This window comes from Microcoleus sp. CAWBG27, assembly GCF_020883145.1.
GTDB lineage: Bacteria > Cyanobacteriota > Cyanobacteriia > Cyanobacteriales > Microcoleaceae > Microcoleus.
This window is the reverse complement of record NZ_JAHREU010000072.1, coordinates 1-17,969: the sequence shown is the minus strand read 5'-3', so window position 1 is coordinate 17,969 and position 17,969 is coordinate 1. Positions and strand designations below refer to the sequence as shown.

Sequence of the window (17,969 nt, the reverse complement as noted above, 5' to 3'; positions counted from 1 at the left end):
TAAGCCATGCCGCTCGTTTGCCGATCGAGATCGAGAATCCCCGAACGATCTCGCCCACCATCCACAAAAAACAAAATTCGCCCAGCAAAGGGTGTCGCTGGGCTGTTTCGTGAACCGCAGACAGCTACTCTAGGTGCCGGTCAATTAGGGCAATCAGTTGAGCGATCGCCTTCTGTTCTTCTACAAGTAGTTCCTTAAGCTGGCGCATCTGCTCTTGGTTGGGCGGACGGTGTACCAAATCATCAACGAAGTCAAGGATTGGAGACTTTCTCAAAGGTTTACCCAAGGCAGCTTCATCTCGCAGACGTTTAGTTCGCTCCAGCTTTGACCGCTGAAATCGGTTCTTCTCCTGACGGCGCGCGATAAGTCCGTCAAGTCTTTGACATTCGTTCCCAGTCTTCCTCGTCTCCATATATGTCTTTCACCTGTTGTTTTAACTCAGTTATTTGCTCGCTAAGACTTGCCACCTGGTCTTCAATGGCGTCTGTCTTATCTTCCTGGATTTCCAAAGAAATCTCCACAGCTTCAACATATTCAGTTAACTTTTGTATTGGATCTGGTTGGGGCGTATCGCCGTTAGACCCGCTGCCGTTAGACCCATTACCGTTCGACCCGTTGCCGTTGTCATTGGTCATAGTTATGCCTCACTGATGTTTGATGGAAGAAACTGGCGATCGCTTTTGATACAGATGAAACTACCGCCAGCCTTGCCGAATAAGTTGTTACCAAGTTGTTACCAAGTTATTACCAAGTTTGATGTCAATCAGTTAGTTGGACTCAATGGGATTCGCTTGGTAATAATGCTCATAAATTCACCCTCACTTGGAGCAGGCATAAGGAAACTCCACTCACTGATATGAGCAAACTGTAATCTGTAAAGCCAGCGAATCGTGTATGTCACCCCGTAACTCGATCCAAAAACCATTATCCTTACCCGTTCGCAGCCATCAGATTGAGTTGGCAAACTGTTTATACCAGGAATGACCGATGGTAAAGTATCGTCTGGACTGGGCACAAAATCCAGATTTTGGGAATAAACCAATTGCGGCGCGAAACTTGGCGGCGTTACCAACCCAATACCAAAGTTTGTAATCATAATTCGAGCCTCCTACTCGTTCTAGGGGATTAGTTTCGTGGGGGATTTTCCAGATATTCTGGGCGGTCTGATTAGGAATGAAAATTCAATAATTTCAGCATCTTCACGCCCGCCAGCTTTGCAGGCAAGGATTGAAAGACCGAGATTGCTTAAGTTATTAAATTGCCATTCCTTAGTTGTAGGTTGCATAATTGCCCTGTAAAAAACCTCAACCCATTAACCGGACTCCAAGAGAAATTGAGACGGCATTTTCTATCAACTCAAGAATTAATCGTTCCTCCCACTTCCCGGTACAGGTGCAGTTTCAGTTTCGGATTGATTAGACCCTGCAATCACAATGCAAGTACACAACGCAGCAGCTAACTGGTTTTGTTCGACGCGACTAAGAACTCGAACTGTCGGAAACCAAAGCTGTAAGTGGGATAAGTCGTTGTTGACGCTGCCCGAATACGCTTTGAATGGGTCGCTCTCCAAACAGACGAAGGTTCTCAAAACGTACAATTCATCCGAGTTGAGTCCATCCAATCGGTTGATTAGGGATTCCAGGGAATATTTTTTGGGTGTCGTGTACCCAGTAATCGCTTGTTCTCTCAGTTCCCACCAGCTCATCATGTTGGCTTGTTCTGTGGGACATATGACCTCCGACTTGCGGACGCAGATGTAAACTGGGTGCCCGTATTCGAGAACCGGGTTGTCTTGGTCATCCAGCAGGCGACCGGTGACAGTTTCTAAGCGAACATCCGTTACTTCGATGCGTCCCGTTGTTGTGGTGACGCAGGGGTTAGGAATTTCTACAAAGCTGGGTTGGGCGGCTTGTGATGGCTGCCCGAAATCTGCGAACATAGAGGAAATCTCCGTAAAGTGAGTGCCATACCCCGTCCCAGAAGATTGCGAGTCAGAGGGGGCGGGGTTTGGTTTTGGTGTTGAATCATGTCTGTGTATGCACAGACATGATTATGTATGCACAGACATAACACTTTTGCTTCTGGGTTGTCAAGCCCTATGATGAAAATTGTTAATTGTGCATACACAGACATGACCAGAAAACCCGCAGAACGAAGTGCTTGGGGCGAAAACAAAGAGCGTTACAGCATTTTTGTTACTCCCACCGCGATGAAGGCGATCGACACCAGGGCCGAGGCCCTCGACATCTCGCGTTCCGAATTCTTGGAACAGTTCGCCCGCAAAATGGTGGGGATGACGGACACCGAACTAGGAAAGGAGGATAGGGAGACATTGACCAAAAGTGTTGGAGCAAAGCATCGCATTAGCCCGCGAAGAACTTGGCGGCAAAGGTTTGTTTATCAAGCGCAAGGCTAAGGGCGATCGCGCTCAATTGCTAAAAAATCAAATTATGGAATGGGAAACACTACTTCAAAAACTAAGTTGAACTGTTGCTATACACCAAAACTCGCTTGTCTGAAGTTTGGTGTATAGCAACATTGGACGCACGCACAGCATCTCAGGACATTTTATGACTGAATCAGTTACAGTTCCTTACCCCCAAACCATACCGCAAACGATCGCGTTTGATGAGTTCGCAGCCTGGTATCCAGAGAACTCTATTCGCCGCTACGAACTACACGACGGAGCAATTGTTGAAATGCCCTTAGTCCCGGGCCGCCATTCCCTCGTTACAGGTTTTACCAGGGATGAAATCAGTGCAGAAATCAGGCGGCTGAGATTGCCTTACTTTATCCCCGGTGACTGCCTGCTCAAACCCATTCGTGACGAAGTTGGTTATCAGCCAGACGTTGTTGTCCTAGGCAAAGCAGCTCTCGCCAACGAACCGCGCTGGGAAAGGGAGTCCATCATCACGATGGGGTCTTCGGTGCGGCTGGCTGTAGAGGTCGTCAGCACGAACTGGCGGGACGATTACCATCTCAAATTCGCTGACTACGAAGAAATGGGCATCCCCGAATACTGGATCGCGGACTATCTCGGTTTGGGCGGCCGTAAGTTCATCGGCACTCCCAAGCAACCCACACTGTCAGTTTGCCAGTTGGTAGATGGGGAGTACCAGGTAAAACAGTTTCGGGGTGGTGACACGATCGAGTCGCTCGCTTTCCCGGAGTTGAGGTTGACTGCCGAACAGATTTTTCAGGCCGGCTTGCCTCTAAGCGAGCCGAGCTAGAAAGACTGGGGGGTGAAACATCGCCAACTCATTCCGATTCGCTTTCGGCACTTATCTCCCAGAATATCTCTACTGGTACGGGGTACAAAACAGGGCCTCACGGGGTTCATACGGGGTTGGGACGGGATTTGGAAACCTTGTCAGACGGGAATTATAGCCATTTACAGGGTTTAGAGTCTCAAAACTTTTGTGAAAAGTTAAAGTCTTCTTCTGGGTTGACTGAGGAAAGTCGCGGTACAAGCAATCACTATCGAAGCGGATACTGCAAGCGATCGCTGACAATGACCCCGCAGCAGCCAACAAGGTCTATTCCGAAGTGCATCAGTTGGGAGTCAAAGAAGCGGTGAAAGCAGTGCTGACAGACGTTAAAAATGAGGTTTTCAGACAATTGGTCAAACTTTGGAAGCAAAGCAAAAGTCAGCCGTGAATCGAATACTAAGATTCATGCTTTGGTGTATATCTTTCTTTACACAGCACTTTTTATTTATGTCCAGCTACTTAGCAAATATTCTGTTGCATCGATCGCCCAATGGTTGACTACCGAGTCAGATCCTTTGGTACGCGATCGCATTTCCGATTTGTTGCGCTGAGTCGGATTGCTCAAACTCAATCCAAATTCTGCCTCGGTTTTTAACCCACCTCATCCCAAGGGGCTAGTTTTACGTTGCCAAGCCAATTCAAGAGAGCCGGTTACACTTGGCTTGCTTGGACAGATTTACTTCGGTTTTCCGGTTCTCCATTTGGGTCGAAAAAACTGAAATTTCGATACCCCCAACTATTCCGTAACTGAGAGCATAAAAAACGGCGCAATGCGGAGTAAGTAAAGACGCGCAAGTTTGACATCCATGCCCCCCTGTAGTATTTCCCTGAATCTGGGTTTTGGGCAAGGTTGGCTTCCTATTCAATGCAATTTTTTACGTTCTCAAAACCCCTGCAATCCTTATCCTGTATAAATTTTGGATAAATAAACTAAAATTGACAAGAGTGTGACGTTAATAGACAAAAGTATAAAGTTTGCAGACTAAAATGAGATGAAAGTGTACGAAAATGGACGAACTGTGAACGAATGTTGTCACGTCAAGTTTGGTGTAATTTTAGTATTATTAAATCAAGTTTGATTGCAGTTTTGTATCGCTCGATTGCAGTAAAATCGAATTTTGCTGCTCCTGAAAATCGGTATCATTAAGCACTTTTTTGAAAAATATTGTGCAAATTGTCGATCGAAAAACCGTAGTTTATTGTGGTACCCGGTGATTTCATTATTTTGAAGCAAGCAGCTTTTCAAGTTCGCTAGCAGCTAAGCGTTGTTCTTGCACCTTATCGACTCGAATAGCGTCAATCAAGCTGGGTAAGGCATAAAGTTTTGGATCGTTCAGCGATCGCCCCCATCAGGAAATTTCTCGTTCAAACTCTGAGCGAAATAATACTGATACCAAAATTCTGCGACTTCCAACAACATGGGTACGGATTCAGGAGTTATACCTGAGCCATACTGCGGGGCATAACTTTCTATGTATTCTCTAGCTAGTTTATAAGCCCAATAGGAAAAATCTGTTTCTACAAAACAGCGCAGTGCATACTCTAACTTGAGCAAATCTCCATTGCGGACAAAGCGCACCGTTGTCCACCTAAAGTTACGGTAGCCATCTCCTTGCGCCCCATCAATGTCTTTCAATAAGTTTCTGATAAATTGCCGGCTTTCGGAACTAGGATTTTCTAGGTAACTTTGCATCAGTGCGATTGCATCATCCACTAACTATTGTTGCTGTTCCCATTCTGCTTCGGTGAAGTGTTCGGGACAAGTCATCAGATGAAGTTGCTGCTGCACTCGTTGGGCAATGTAAAGTGCAAACTTTTCAGCAGCAACTTCATCAACGCAGAGACTTTTGATACTCGTCAGCCTGGTTATCGATATGGCAAATCGAGCTTTTTCAACTTACGAAAGTGGCTTGAATCCACTTTTTTATTTTATTTGCAGTAGCACGTTGCTGATTTTTTTGTTTCATTCACCGTAAATCTCTTTCAACACAACTGCCAATCCTGTATCTAGGTCTTGCAACGCTTCATCTAGGCTCTCATAGCTATCTTTTCCCAACCACAGCGTCCCACCACAATCGATTGCTCGCACAAAAGATGTTGAAGGACTCTCGGCCTGATCGCCGATTTCAATCCAGCCTTCATGTTCGTATACCCAACGGGTGATGTTGGGGTACATCTGTTCTAATGAAAATTTCATCTTAACTCGCTTTCCTCCCGTGTCTGCGTCCTCACGATAACGTCAGGTCTCAAACCTTAATAAAATTTAAATCCTGATGAAACCCAGTATATCAAGGAATGAACTGCTATTCAAAAAATATAGTTTGTGAGTCCAGACTTGTATTAGTTTTTGTTGCAAACTTCTTTGATAAGTTGATACTCCGCATCATATCTAGGTATAAATGAAGGTTCCCACCACGCTCCTGATTTTTTGACAGCACCTTGTTTGTCGGTCAAAATATAGTTAGTAGGACGAATCATGGAGGTTGGACAGTAAACTCTAAAATCTGCTTTCAATCTATCTCCATCAGAATATACTAAAGTAGTTGAAGCAAGATAGAGTTCTGGTTTATCAAGCAACTTAATCGAAATTTGATAAGATGGGACAGGACTTGGCTTGGGTAAAGTTACTGTTGGTGTTGGTGGATAAATTGGTAATGGTTGTGGTGGAGTTGGTGTCGGTGGATAATTTGGCGATGGTTGAGGTTGAAATGTAACTATCGGAGATGAAGGAATTGGTGATGGTTGTGGTTGAGGTGTAACTATTGGTGTTGGAGCAATTGGCGATGGTTGAGGTTGAGGTGTAACTATTGGTATTGGAGCAATTGGTGATTCTTGTGGTTGAGGTGTAACTATTGGTATTGGAGCAATTGGCGATGGTTGTGCTGGTATAACATTTGGTGATTTCGGAGTAACAAGAGTTTTGGGAGTAGGAGATTCTTGTACTGGCGAAGGAGACTTAGAAGGCTGCGGTGATGAAACTATTGGTGGAGTAGAGGCGATTGGATTCGGTGATGGATTTGAACTAGCCGATTGTGCAGATGGTTTGGTTATCCAAAATCCTGCAATAATAGCTGCTGCAATGAAACTACCGAGCAACAAAGTTTGTTGGATATTCCCAAGTTTAGATGGATCTGCGGAAATAACTGTTGGTTGTTGAATAGTCTCAGGAATATCTGCTATAGTAGGACGGATAATCTGATGAACCTGAGATGTTTTTGATTGTAAGGCTTGTAGCATTTCTTGTGCTGTGGCGTATCGATCGCAACTATGAGTAGAAATTGCCTTATCTAAAATAATCGCCAAGGTAGGGCTAACTTGGGGAGCATATTGTTTCCAAAGAATCTCGCCTGTATATCCGTCAATTTCTAGTTCCTGCGGCTGCTTTCCCGTCAGTAAATAAATAGCGGTTAATCCAGTTGCGAATAAGTCACTACTATAAACCGGTCGTCCGGCCGCTTGTTCGGAAGACATAAATCCACGAGTGCCGATCGCAATTGAAGTCTGCGGGCTTCCCGAAGAACTCATGGTAGTAGCTACTGCTTCTTTAACCGCACCAAAATCTATTAAAACTGGCTGTTTGTCTGATTGTCTAATAATTATATTGTCTGGTTTAATATCCCGATGAATGATCCGTTTTTGATGGACGCAATCTAAAACTTGCAAAAAATTAACTAAAAAATCTCTGACGTAACTTTCGCTGAAACTGGATTGCGATCGGATTATATCTGTGAGAGTCAAGCCTTCTATTAGTTCCTGAACGAGATAGAAATCATTGTTTTCTTCAAAATAAGCATAGAGTGCAGGAATGCGATCGCTGTGGTTTCCCAAATCTTCTAAAATAGCGGCTTCCCGTTGAAAGCGTTCTTTGATTAGTGGATAAATTTGGGGATTGTGAGAAACTGGATGTAATTTTTTAACTACACACCGCCGCCCTGATGGCATTTGGGTATCTTCTGCCAGGAAGGTTTCTCCAAACCCACCACAACCAATAGATTTTAAGACTTGATACCGATTATTTAATAGCATATTTTGGGTATAAAATATTGTTTGACAAGATACAGCACTAAAGTCAAGTTAATTAAAATATTCCGATGTAAATCAACTATGTTTCAGGAAATCGATCGCGATAGTTAGATTACTCGATCGAGAATCAGATTTAACGATCGCCCGAACCTTTCCGCACCCACCCGTACTCCTAAAACAGCGTGTCTCCTGACTGCACCAGCGCCCAACGCCAAGCAATACCCAGATTAATGCAGTAATGCTGCGGGGAGTTAGATAAGGATGACCGCAAACAGAGAGAATATTGGTCTACAGTTGGCTGAGGGGGTGAGTTTTGTCGAGATCTGCTTCTGGCTGCGGCTGACCCAGCCTCAGAAATAGCGAGGATCTGGCCCACTTTCCTTGATACAATCTTCACCAGAACTGAAGCGCAATCCGGTAAAAAGATTTAAAAAGAGAAAACTTCCTGAAACTTAGGATATAGAGCGTTATTTATAATATAGCAATATTTTAGTTCCCGGAATTGAATTAGAACAGAGAAGCAAAATGATTGAAGGGCGGGCGATTTTTAGTTTAATAGTAAGTTTGGCTGTTGTTGGCTCTAATTCCTGGCCGGTCTTTGCAGGGCTAAAACAAGACAGCATAGCGACACCAAACCAAATAGCTCAGCGACAACTTAATTGCAACAATCCTCAAAATCAAAGTAACGCAGAGTACAAGGAGTGCGCGCGATTAAAGTATGAAGCCGCAGACAAGCGACTCAATCAGGTTTATCAACAACTGCTTCCTAAATTAAGTCGAAAAGAGCGATCGGTACTTTATCGAGAACAGATAAAATGGATTAAGTCGCGGGACAAAAGCTGCGAAGCTGAAGTTTATGACAATCGCGGCGGTACGGGTTATTCAGGTTTTCTCAGTGAATGCTTGGAACGCAAAACCAAACAACGCACCGCTGAATTACAGAATTATTTACGAAACAGATAAGGAATAGAAAGGATAGTTTATGAAAAAGCGATCGATTTTAGGAATTACGCTCAGTTTTGCCGTGTTGGGAGCTTGCTATTTCACCAAACCTCCCACTGTAAATGCTGCACCTGCATCTATATTTACACCAATTATTCGGGATATTAAGAATCAGATTCCGAGAGGATGGGTAATGCGCCTACCTTCAAGTGTTAATCTCAGCAACACTAAACTTTACCCGCAAGTCATTACAACCATCCCCGGAGAGTTTGCGGTCTGGCTTAATTCACGGCCTAACTGTATGGATAGATCCTGTCAATTTGGAGTTATTGCAGTAGCCAAAAATTCTAAGTATGCTAATGATTTGCGTTCTGCTCCTATCTTTTCTAAGACAAATATGCAAAGAATTAGAGCGATTAGACAGCGCATCTCTCAAACTAGAAGAGAATCAGAATCAGAGATGAAACTATTGATGAGTTCAGAAATGGCAGTTTTAGAAAGAACACCAATTACCTTAAAGCCGGGAATTCAGGGTGTTTTCATTCTTCGGAATGGGGGAGGGGCTTCAACTCCAGCTTCTTTACACGTTTTTTGGAAACAAGATGGTTTGAATTATCGAGCAACTATAAAAGGTGGATTCGATTACGATCGGAGTGTTGTAATACAAAGTCAGAAGTCAGCATTGATTGATTTAGCTATTTCGATGGCTAAAGAGTCTCCGATTAAAAGCGCTAACTAATGATAGCTGAGTTTCATGGACTTTTTGATGGGTTTCGGAGAGTAGGCGGTTTAGCGCGTGAGAGTCCAGAAAACGGGTTTTTTACGAAAATACTGCGTTTGAGCATCGCAGATGCTCCAAAAACCCGGTTTCTAGGGGTGGGAGTGGGCGATCGGCATAGATATATCTTTGGGAGTATGATAAATTAAAAAATGTCCGGTAGAGCCTGCTGGACGAGTGAAGCTAAAAAGTAATCAGACTTCCCTAACATACATAATCAAGGAGAAACTATGGACCCGATCACGTCAGCAATTGTTTTAGGAGTTGCAGGAAATTTGGCAACCGATGCGATCAAAGCTGCTTACACAAGCCTTAAAGAGGCTTTAATCGCAAAGTATGGTGTACAAAATAAGCTGATTGACGCGGTTAACGAATTGGAAAGCGATCGAGAATCTAAATCTCGCAGAGGTGTGGTAGAAGAACAAGTAGAAAAAATTCAAGCTTATAAAGACCCCGAACTTGTGAAATTAGCTCAAGAGTTGCTTGACAAACTCCAAGAGCAACCAGGTGGTGTACCCAGTATCACCCAGAATGTTAGTAACGTTAAATTTGCTGCCACCTCTGCAACTGGAAATGCGACTATAAGTCAAATCAATGACAACGCACCAGCCGAAGACTGGAAGAAGTAATTTTATACCTATTCTGAAGATTACAGCTAGACATAGCACGCGATATTTGTAAGGACATGGTACTGCCGTGTCCTTACTTGTAGGTCAACTTTTAAAAATATTACTTAACGGAGTAGGTAGACATGACTGAAGGCAATATCCAACAAACAATTACTGGAACGGAATATGCTGCTGTTTCAGCAACAGGTGATGCTTATGTGTACGTCATTCACAACTACCGTGAAGATGACAGAAGTGCGTCAATAAAACCTGCCGATATTTCTGTTGAAGAGCTTGAACGTCCAAGCCCGTATCGGGGTCTTTCTTACTTTGAAACCAAACACGCAGAATTATTTTTTGGACGTAATTCGCAAATAGATGAATTAAAAAATGCAACTCACAATCGTAATTTTATTCCCATTTTGGGCGCATCCGGTAGTGGTAAATCTTCTTTGGTGTTGGCGGGGTTAATACCAAAATTAGCAGAACAAGGAAATTGGCTTTTTACTTATTTCCGTCTTGGTTCTAACCCTGACCCTTTTTATGTACTTGCTGAAGCGCTGCTTCCGTTGTACAGGTCAGATGAGGACAATCGAACTACAGCTCTAAGTTTAGCTCAAAAACTTAAAGACAACAAGCTGGAAATCGCCAAAATTTTTACCAGCATCCAAAGCCTGCATCCGAATCATAAACTGCTGTTAATTGCCGATCAGTTTGAGCAACTATACACTGCCTACAACGACGAAACTCAGCACCTATTTCTGGATTTGTTGTTAAGTATTATACAACCGTCCGATCGCGAGTCGCTGTCTGCGGTGATGGTGACAACCATGCGAATAGATTTCTTAGATAAAGCTCTTGCTTATCCAGCGTTCGCAGAGGCGTTTAAGCAAGGTGATATAAAATTAGGTGCGATGACACGCGACAAGCTAGAGCAGGTAATTGAACAGCCCGCATTGAAATATGAAGTGGCATTTCAAGACGGTTTAATAGAACGCATTTTAAGTGATGTATATAATAAAGAGGATTGTTTACCTTTACTGGAATTTGCTTTAGAGGAGTTGTGGAACAAGCGAATCAAAAGACTGAAAAAAGCTAGTTTACAGAACAAGCAAATTGACCGACAAATAACCCATGAAGATTATACAGAAATAGGTGAAGTAAAAGGTGCTTTAGCAACATATGCTGATGACGTTTATAATAATTTGACTCCAGCACAGAAAGAGCAATTACCAAAAATATTTATTCAACTTATAAATTTTAGCCAATTTACAAAAGATCGAACCGACAGGCGATATGTACGTAGGGTTGCAAAAAAAACTGAATTAGGAGAAAAAGGCTGGCGCTTGGTACAGATTCTAGCCGAAAAGCGATTAGTCGTTACTAACCGCAATGCAGACGATGAGGATACGGTAGAAATCATCCATGAGACACTAATTAAGGAATGGCTTCTGATCGAGACCTGGATGAAGGACAATCGCGACTTCGGCACGTGGTTAGAAAGACTGCGAGCGGCTATGAGCCAGTGGGAGAAAAGCGATCGCGATTCCGGTGCATTATTACGGGGAAAACCTCTCACTGATGCTGAAGATTGGTTACAAAAGTATGGAGAAGATTTGACAAATGAGCGAGAATATATTCAGCTAAGTTTGCAATTGAGAGATTGGGAGAAAGCTGAGAAAGAACGCCAAGAACGAGAAAAATTAGAAACGCAAGCTGCTTTAGAGGCAAAAAAAAAGGAAACTTTGATATTGGCGGCTGCGAAACAACAAGCTGAAGCTCAATTAACTGAAGCGCAACAGGAAAAGAAATACATTATTACTCAAGCTGAGCAAGAAAAGACGCAGATCGTTACTCAAGCTGAACAAGAAAAGACACAGCTCATCGCTCAAGCTGAGCAGGAAAAGACTCAGATTGTTACTCAAGCTGAGCAAGAAAAAACCCAGATTGTTACTCAAGCTGAGCAAGAAAAAACCCAGATCGTTACTCAAGCTCAGAAGGAAAAAAAGCAGATAATCCGCAGTGGGCTTTCTGGACTAGCTGTAATCGTGGTTGTCGCGTTAACAGTAGTAGGTGCAGCATGGAAAGGACTGACAGAAGCTCAAAAAGGTACACAATTAGAACAGGCGGGTGTTAATTCCTTATTCCAGTTCAAATCAGGAGAGCTAAGCTCTTTAGTCTCCGCAATGCAAAGCACTCAAGATTTACAAAAATTGATTGGAAATAGGAATAACCCAAAAGATTATCCTGCTGTGAGTCCAATATTGGCATTACAAAAAATTCTGGATGATATTCACGAACAAAATTATTTTGAAGCGGGACAGGGTGATGTCAAAGGTGCCGTATTTCTGCCAAATGGAAAAAGCTTTATAACGGCTGGCGAAGGTAAAGAAAACAAAGAACTTACTCTCCAAACTTGGAACTTGGCTGGTAAAAAAGAAGCAAGTCTTCAAGGACATGAGGGAGGTTTGTTGAGTGGTGTGAATGCTGTCAGTGTTGGAGGAAATGCCCAGAATCCAGTCATTGCTAGTGCGGGTGAAGATGGGACTGTCCGACTGTGGAATAAATCGGGTCAGCAAATTAAGCAGTTGGTGGCTGAGGGTAAGCCGAATTATGACAGTTTTACAGCGATCGCAGTTACTCCCAACGGTCAAAAAATCATCGCAGGAAAGGGTAACGGCACGGTTTATCTGTGGGATAAATCTGGCAAGCAAGTCAAAACTTGGGTGGCACATGGGAAAAAGGTAACAGCAATTTCCTTTAGTAAAAATGGGCAAACATTGGTAACTGCTGGAAATGATGGACTGGCTAGGATTTGGATGGTAACTGGAAATAAGCTGGGTGAACTTAAACATCCGCAAATTAAAAAAATGTTGGGAGTAAGTCTGAGTCCTGATGGCAAGTTTGTGGCAACGGCTTCTGATGATAATAGAGCCAGAATTTGGACTGTGGCGGGGCAAGAAGTGCGGCGACTGGAAGGGCATCAAGGATGGGTGACGGTAGTTAATTTCAGCCCTAATGGTGAGAGTATCGCAACCGGATCTGATGACGGAAGTGTGAAGTTGTGGAATGCTAAAACTGGGGAAAATCTTCAGGATTTCCGAGGGCATCGGGGAGCGATTTTGAGTGCGAGTTTTAGCTTAGATGGAAAGCAATTCGTGTCTACCGGAAAAGATGGATTTGTGCGGCTGTGGAACTTGGCAGATAGACCTTTACAGGGGCTTGAGTTAACTGGGTTTAAAGATGATGTGAATGCGATCGCATTTAGCCCTGATAAGGATGGAAAATATATTGCAGGTGCAGGCAATGAAGGTATTATGCGGCTATGGGATGCGACATCTGGAAAGGAATTGAAGGTTTGGAAAGAAGCTATTCAACGTACATTCAACAGTCCAAACAATGTGCAGGATATTGCTTTTAGTCCTGATGGTAAGTTTATTGTTGCAGGCGGATTAAGAATAGGTATCGCGAGAGTGTGGAATCTCGCGGGAAGTTTGACGGAACCTCAAGTAAGGCTCAAGGGCAAGGAAGAGAAACAAGAAGCACATCAAAACTCTATTCGTAGTGTTGCGGTGAGTCCCGATAGTCAGTTAATTGCAACGGGTAGCCACGATCAAACCATGCGAATTTGGAAGCCAAACAGCCCAAATGGGGAATTAGTGGCAGTGATACCCGCACAAGAAGGTGTCGTGTCTCGTGTCCTGTTTACCGCAGATGGACGGCGAATTGTGACAGCAGACTGGGAAGGAAATGTGGCAATTTGGGATTTAGCTGGTCAACTCATTCGCAAATGGGAGAAGGTGCATCCAACTCAAATTCGCGGATTAGGGGTAACAAAAGATGGAAAGTGGATTGTGACAGCCGATCTAAATGGTAACGTGAAAATTTTGGATGATTCAGGAAGTACCAAACGAGAGTTTTTTAGCTATCAGAGCGGGGTTAATGAGTTGACCGTTAGCCCGGATGGACAGCTAATTGCTACAGGTGGCATGGATGGAACGGTGAAGCTTTGGGATTTTCAGGGCCGTCAAGTTGCTGAGTTTCGGAATCCCAAGGGTTGGATTTGGGGGATTGCTTTTAGTCCGGATGGTAAAAGGATTGCGCTAGCTGGGGAGAAAGGATTTGTGAGTGTGAAATCGATCGAACCGCTATCAGATTTAATGAAGGAAGGATGTAGCTGGTTGCACAATTACCTGACACTACATCCTTCTGAAAACAACGGCTCATGTCAATAAAGCGAGAGTGGATTGATTGAAATTACAGTTTACTTTTCAAGTTCTACATAGTCCATAGATTCCATGATTTTTTTGAATTCTTCCAGATTTTTAGAACTCTTGATACCTCCGCCATCATACTCTATATGTACATCGCCGTTATAATATGGCAGGCGTGGGGAAATCGATCCAGCGAAACCATAAGCATCTTCTAGCTGAAAATTAGCCTCCGTCCAGATACTATATTCACCAAAGTTTTTTGAGGGAAATTTCAATTCGATATCACCTCTAGAATCTGCACCGCCTGGGGAAAAGTTTCTAACAATAAATGAGGTATTATTTGACTTATTTCGGTAATTCAAATGATAGACAGGATAATAATCACCTGATGCACGACAACTAAAATGTGAAGTTCGACCGTCCATTTCACTTTCTAGTTTAAATCCCTGTGGAATATAGGTTGGTAAAACAAGCTTGCCTTTGCAGGATGCTACTTCTGAGGGATTTAACGATTTCACTTTTTCGAGAATTGCACGGACATTATTCATAGTCTGTGTACCTTGAGTTACATTTTTAGTGGGTTTTGGTATTTTATTGACAGTAGCTTCACCAACTTCGATACTGGTATTACCAAACTCCTTTGTCAAAAACTTCTTAAATTGATTCGCCCGTTGTTCATCAGCGAAAGAGGCAACTTGTATAACTTTATTCCCATTGTCTTTTCTGTTTTTTGGGAAAGCATCTCCACAATAATTTGCCTTAACTGCTTGTAGATTACGATCGCTGTAATCCACAAATACTCGATAAAATTTGACCGTATCGGTGGTTGAATTTGTAAGGGACAAATCGCCACAACTGGGTTTTGGAAATGTATTGCTGTCAAAGGAGTTTGTCGGTAGACTGGCGGTTGACTCTGGTGTCAAATATTGAAGAGATTCAACAATTTTAACTGCTTCATTCATACTAATAGCTTGATTCTTGCCAACATAATTCATTGAAGGAGACTGAAATATATACTCATTATTATCTTTGATAAATCTATCCATAGAGTTTGTAAAACCGATGTGCGGTTCATTGTTGGTTCCATCATAATTTGCATATCCAAGCTCAACTTTACCTAAAGCTAGTGATGAAATGTTCTTAATGATTTCATATCTGAGTGGTTCATCACCAATTGGTAGTTTAATGCCACCTTCAATCAGAAAGCAAAACTTACTGGCATTGCAATAAACGATTTCATATCTACCTCCAAAATTTTTGTTATATCTTGTGCTAAAGCGCTCGACATTGAATCCAGGAGGCAGATAACTTGGTAAAACAAATTTGGCTTTGACTTCTTCTTTAGAACCCAAACTTTTATAAGCCTTGCGCTTTTCCATTTCTATTAATTCTTTTATTTGAGCAGGCGTTAGTTTTGCTGCTTTTCCAATTTCTTCAGGTGACTTCTTAATATTCGCTAAATTTTCAGCTTTCTGGTCTTGATTTGGTCGATCAACTGTGGGTGTTGGTTCAGCAGATGCTACCGGAGTGGGTGTCGCTGTAGCACTTGGTGATTCTGTTGATTCAACTTTCGTAGAAGTGTTGTTACAGCCAACTAACAATGCGATCAGTAATCCAGGAATTGCCAATTTTAATTTCATCTTTGAGATTTATTTGTATGTATGTATGTATGTATTTATGTATAGCATTAATTTCGACTGTTATCAAGGTTGGTTGAGTTTCGCTATCGCCCTACACAACCAACCTTTTTAGCCTAGACTAATTTTGATTCAGATAGTCCATAGACTTAATGATTTTTTGTGCTTCTTGCCAGTTTACAGAATTGCTGCCATTTGATGTCAAAGACAGTAAGTTTTGAAAAGATCCAGGAGATTCAGAATCAGAAGACAAGATTTCTCCACTAATTTGAGTATCATCTTTCGACTTATCAAATTTTGTTAGTTTCAGATTAACTCGATCGAATTTCTCCGAGGGAAGTTGAATGTCTTTTACAACTGTAGGGTCGGATCTACGCACGCGGCAAGGTCGAGTTTGAATATTAAATGAGCTATTACTCGAATTGCTATAAGTAATATCATAGCTATATCTATCTGCATTTTCTCCAGGATTGTCGCATAGAGATATTTTGAAGTCCTTCACTTCAAATCCAGATGGAACATAGGTCGGCAGAATAACTTTAACCTTCTGTAATTTGAGGTTTGACTGATCTACCCGGACAGTCTGACGATTTTCCATCTCTATTAACTCTTTGATTTGCTTAGGAGTTAGTTGTGCTGCCTTTCCAATAGAGGATGCTGAATTTGAAATGCTAGTTAATTTATTAGCTTTTTTGTCTTGACTTTGTTCATCACCTGTGGGTTGTGCGGCTTCAGCTACATTTTTAGTAGATTTTTGTATCGGTTTAGTACCAATAACTGTAACCTCACCTACCTCTACACTGGTATTCTCTAACTTACGCGCCAGAAATTCCTTAAATTGATTAACACGTTTCTCGTCAGTGAAAGATGCGACTTGTATAACGTATTTGCCCTTATCTTTTGTAGTTATTTTTAAAGCATCTCCACAATAATTAGCCTTAATAGTTTTTAAATTGCTGTCGCTATAATCGACGAATACTGGATATAACTTAACTGTATCTGTTTTCTTATCAGTTGGTATTGTATCGCCACAACCTGCTTTAGGAAATGAATCGCTATCAAAAGGATTTGGTGAATTTGTGGGTGTGGGTGCTGGTTCAGATGCTACCGGAGTGGGTGTCGCTGTGGGTGTTGGTTCAGATGCTACCGGATTGCTAGTCGCTGTGGGTGTTGGTTCAGATACTACCGGATTGCTAGTCGGGTTAGCTGCGGCGCTTGGTGATACTGTTGGTGCAACTGTCGTAGTAGTGTCGTTACAGCCAACTAACAGCGCGATCAATAATCCAGAAATTGCCAATTTTAGTTTCATGTTTAAGATTTATTTGTATGTGTGTATAGCATCAATTACAACTGTAAAGCAGAGTCATCAGGACGTTTTACACAGATAAATCCAACTAAATAAGTCGGCTTCTCAGCCCGATCGCACAATTTCTACTTCTCCCAGTCTTGACAAATAATTAATTTTGTGTATGCAGAAATATATAAGTTTCGTATAATCGATCGATAAACTCGATTAATTCAATTTCAGGACTTACGCATGGTGCCCAGAAACCGGGTTTTTTACCAAATCTGCCGGCCACAACCAAGTATTTTCGTAAAAACCCGGTTTCTCAACACTCGTGCGTCCAGGATTTACGATCGACCAAAATCAAACTTTAATTATAGTTGTGGAAATGCGATCGCAGGTAATTAGCCGATGGATAAGATAGAGAACTATCACACCCTAATCAAAAAGATTTTAACCGAGTACGATCGCCCTTTTCAAACTTACCTCGCTAACTCTAATTTTGGCTCCCGCTTGTTTAAATGGTAACTAGCGCTTTCTTCCAGCAATTGACGAACAAAATTAGGTTCTTGGGAGTTTAATGAATGCAAAATATCTCGATACAAACAACAAGCATCTTCATCATTCAAAATGCGGCTGTGGAGAATTCTCGTCCACTCCGAAGCAACGAGCATTAATTGCGGTACAACTGTCACAAAGGCTTGAATCTGGGCTGACACATCAAAAGATTCTAGAAAATGAATCAAACCAAACATGACTTCTGGCTGTTCGCAGCGATCGTCTAAAATTAAATGTAAATCTGGTAAATCTTGATCTTGAGGGCGATCGACAAGTGAGGCTAAAGCATTTTCAAAAGCTGTAACTTCATCAGGCGATCGCATCAATTTATTGGCTTTTAAAATGTTAATTTTGATATTCTCTTTCACCAGCTATTACCTTATTTAAGCTATACCATATTTTATAATATTTCTGATTCATGGCGAACGGTCTAACTTGTCAAACAGTCGATTAATCACTTAAACGTACTGGGTTCAAGGGCAACAACGTCCGCAAATCTTTCTGAGAACCGCTATAATTGGTATATTGCCGTGCGATTCGTTTAGCCGAAACTGAGTAACGATACTTAGGGGATGGCTAGGATGACTACAAAGTCATCATAACTGGATACACATCTGGGTGCGGTTCATCCCTAGTCCCAGACCGCAAGTGCAGC

General features: G+C 42.3%; 17 protein-coding genes. 7 read left to right on the top strand and 10 right to left on the bottom strand.

The window, feature by feature from the left end; genetic code table 11:
• Positions 1 to 124 precede the first annotated feature (124 nt).
• From QZ938_RS27755 to QZ938_RS27740, 4 genes are all read right to left on the bottom strand, one after another.
• Positions 125 to 412 (bottom strand): hypothetical protein, encoded by a 288-nt coding sequence (locus QZ938_RS27755; protein WP_293354848.1) that lies wholly within the window; start codon positions 410 to 412, stop codon positions 125 to 127.
• Positions 372 to 635, bottom strand: a complete 264-nt coding sequence (locus QZ938_RS27750; RefSeq protein WP_293354851.1) for a hypothetical protein — start codon at positions 633 to 635, stop codon at positions 372 to 374. The genes QZ938_RS27755 and QZ938_RS27750 overlap by 41 nt, the downstream gene beginning before the upstream one ends.
• Before the next feature lie 128 nt (positions 636 to 763).
• Positions 764 to 1,096, bottom strand: a complete 333-nt coding sequence (locus QZ938_RS27745; RefSeq protein ID WP_293354854.1) for a peptide ABC transporter substrate-binding protein — start codon at positions 1,094 to 1,096, stop codon at positions 764 to 766.
• 267 nt (positions 1,097 to 1,363) lie between these two features.
• Positions 1,364 to 1,939: a hypothetical protein gene (locus QZ938_RS27740; protein ID WP_293354857.1), complete on the bottom strand. Its 576-nt coding sequence runs from the start codon at positions 1,937 to 1,939 to the stop codon at positions 1,364 to 1,366.
• A 192-nt stretch (positions 1,940 to 2,131) separates the two neighbouring features.
• On the opposite strand from QZ938_RS27740, the gene QZ938_RS27735 reads away from it, so the two are divergent.
• From QZ938_RS27735 to QZ938_RS27725, 3 genes are all read left to right on the top strand, one after another.
• On the top strand, positions 2,132 to 2,416 hold the full coding sequence (locus QZ938_RS27735; RefSeq protein ID WP_293354860.1) for a hypothetical protein: 285 nt from the start codon (positions 2,132 to 2,134) through the stop codon (positions 2,414 to 2,416).
• A 154-nt stretch (positions 2,417 to 2,570) separates the two neighbouring features.
• Positions 2,571 to 3,230, top strand: coding sequence for a Uma2 family endonuclease (locus QZ938_RS27730; RefSeq protein ID WP_293354863.1), 660 nt, complete (start codon positions 2,571 to 2,573; stop codon positions 3,228 to 3,230).
• Positions 3,231 to 3,601: 371 nt separating this feature from the next.
• A complete protein-coding gene (locus QZ938_RS27725; RefSeq protein ID WP_293354866.1) occupies positions 3,602 to 3,820 on the top strand; it encodes a hypothetical protein in 219 nt (72 codons plus the stop codon).
• A gap of 782 nt (positions 3,821 to 4,602) precedes the next feature.
• Here the strand turns inward: QZ938_RS27725 and QZ938_RS27720 are convergent.
• From QZ938_RS27720 to QZ938_RS27710, 3 genes are all read right to left on the bottom strand, one after another.
• Positions 4,603 to 4,983, bottom strand: a complete 381-nt coding sequence (locus QZ938_RS27720; protein ID WP_293354870.1) for a hypothetical protein — start codon at positions 4,981 to 4,983, stop codon at positions 4,603 to 4,605.
• A gap of 249 nt (positions 4,984 to 5,232) precedes the next feature.
• Positions 5,233 to 5,466, bottom strand: a complete 234-nt coding sequence (locus QZ938_RS27715; protein WP_293354873.1) for a hypothetical protein — start codon at positions 5,464 to 5,466, stop codon at positions 5,233 to 5,235.
• Positions 5,467 to 5,609: 143 nt separating this feature from the next.
• Positions 5,610 to 7,295 carry a serine/threonine protein kinase gene (locus tag QZ938_RS27710; protein WP_293354876.1) on the bottom strand — a complete coding sequence of 562 codons (1,686 nt, stop codon included), beginning with the start codon at positions 7,293 to 7,295 and terminating at the stop codon, positions 5,610 to 5,612.
• 522 nt (positions 7,296 to 7,817) lie between these two features.
• Between QZ938_RS27710 and QZ938_RS27705 the strand changes: the two genes are divergently transcribed.
• The 4 genes from QZ938_RS27705 to QZ938_RS27690 all read left to right on the top strand — a co-directional run bounded on the left by QZ938_RS27705 (position 7,818) and on the right by QZ938_RS27690 (position 13,855).
• Positions 7,818 to 8,255: a lysozyme inhibitor LprI family protein gene (locus QZ938_RS27705; protein WP_293354879.1), complete on the top strand. Its 438-nt coding sequence runs from the start codon at positions 7,818 to 7,820 to the stop codon at positions 8,253 to 8,255.
• A 19-nt stretch (positions 8,256 to 8,274) separates the two neighbouring features.
• Entirely contained in the window at positions 8,275 to 8,973 is a 699-nt protein-coding gene (locus tag QZ938_RS27700; RefSeq protein ID WP_293354882.1) for a hypothetical protein, read from the top strand.
• Positions 8,974 to 9,242: 269 nt separating this feature from the next.
• Positions 9,243 to 9,641: a hypothetical protein gene (locus tag QZ938_RS27695; protein WP_293354885.1), complete on the top strand. Its 399-nt coding sequence runs from the start codon at positions 9,243 to 9,245 to the stop codon at positions 9,639 to 9,641.
• Between the two features lie 122 nt (positions 9,642 to 9,763).
• On the top strand, positions 9,764 to 13,855 hold the full coding sequence (locus QZ938_RS27690) for a hypothetical protein (protein WP_293354888.1): 4,092 nt from the start codon (positions 9,764 to 9,766) through the stop codon (positions 13,853 to 13,855).
• 29 nt (positions 13,856 to 13,884) lie between these two features.
• On the opposite strand, the gene QZ938_RS27685 is transcribed toward QZ938_RS27690, so the two are convergent.
• The 3 genes from QZ938_RS27685 to QZ938_RS27675 form a co-directional block, all read right to left on the bottom strand.
• Positions 13,885 to 15,474, bottom strand: a complete 1,590-nt coding sequence (locus tag QZ938_RS27685; RefSeq protein ID WP_293354891.1) for a hypothetical protein — start codon at positions 15,472 to 15,474, stop codon at positions 13,885 to 13,887.
• Between the two features lie 118 nt (positions 15,475 to 15,592).
• Positions 15,593 to 16,780, bottom strand: coding sequence for a hypothetical protein (locus tag QZ938_RS27680; protein WP_293354894.1), 1,188 nt, complete (start codon positions 16,778 to 16,780; stop codon positions 15,593 to 15,595).
• A 458-nt stretch (positions 16,781 to 17,238) separates the two neighbouring features.
• On the bottom strand, positions 17,239 to 17,682 hold the full coding sequence (locus QZ938_RS27675; protein WP_293354897.1) for an Imm30 family immunity protein: 444 nt from the start codon (positions 17,680 to 17,682) through the stop codon (positions 17,239 to 17,241).
• Positions 17,683 to 17,969 lie beyond the last annotated feature (287 nt).

What these genes read in the sequence shown, in the direction of transcription:
- QZ938_RS27755 (WP_293354848.1), bottom strand. Translation starts at nt 412, where the DNA reads ATGGAGACGAGGAAGACTGGGAACGAATGTCAAAGACTTGACGGACTT.
- QZ938_RS27750 (WP_293354851.1), bottom strand. Translation starts at nt 635, where the DNA reads ATGACCAATGACAACGGCAACGGGTCGAACGGTAATGGGTCTAACGGC.
- QZ938_RS27745 (WP_293354854.1), bottom strand. Translation starts at nt 1,096, where the DNA reads ATGATTACAAACTTTGGTATTGGGTTGGTAACGCCGCCAAGTTTCGCG.
- QZ938_RS27740 (WP_293354857.1), bottom strand. Translation starts at nt 1,939, where the DNA reads ATGTTCGCAGATTTCGGGCAGCCATCACAAGCCGCCCAACCCAGCTTT.
- QZ938_RS27735 (WP_293354860.1), top strand. Translation starts at nt 2,132, where the DNA reads ATGACCAGAAAACCCGCAGAACGAAGTGCTTGGGGCGAAAACAAAGAG.
- QZ938_RS27730 (WP_293354863.1), top strand. Translation starts at nt 2,571, where the DNA reads ATGACTGAATCAGTTACAGTTCCTTACCCCCAAACCATACCGCAAACG.
- QZ938_RS27725 (WP_293354866.1), top strand. Translation starts at nt 3,602, where the DNA reads ATGAGGTTTTCAGACAATTGGTCAAACTTTGGAAGCAAAGCAAAAGTC.
- QZ938_RS27715 (WP_293354873.1), bottom strand. Translation starts at nt 5,466, where the DNA reads ATGAAATTTTCATTAGAACAGATGTACCCCAACATCACCCGTTGGGTA.
- QZ938_RS27710 (WP_293354876.1), bottom strand. Translation starts at nt 7,295, where the DNA reads ATGCTATTAAATAATCGGTATCAAGTCTTAAAATCTATTGGTTGTGGT.
- QZ938_RS27705 (WP_293354879.1), top strand. Translation starts at nt 7,818, where the DNA reads ATGATTGAAGGGCGGGCGATTTTTAGTTTAATAGTAAGTTTGGCTGTT.
- QZ938_RS27700 (WP_293354882.1), top strand. Translation starts at nt 8,275, where the DNA reads ATGAAAAAGCGATCGATTTTAGGAATTACGCTCAGTTTTGCCGTGTTG.
- QZ938_RS27695 (WP_293354885.1), top strand. Translation starts at nt 9,243, where the DNA reads ATGGACCCGATCACGTCAGCAATTGTTTTAGGAGTTGCAGGAAATTTG.
- QZ938_RS27690 (WP_293354888.1), top strand. Translation starts at nt 9,764, where the DNA reads ATGACTGAAGGCAATATCCAACAAACAATTACTGGAACGGAATATGCT.
- QZ938_RS27685 (WP_293354891.1), bottom strand. Translation starts at nt 15,474, where the DNA reads ATGAAATTAAAATTGGCAATTCCTGGATTACTGATCGCATTGTTAGTT.
- QZ938_RS27680 (WP_293354894.1), bottom strand. Translation starts at nt 16,780, where the DNA reads ATGAAACTAAAATTGGCAATTTCTGGATTATTGATCGCGCTGTTAGTT.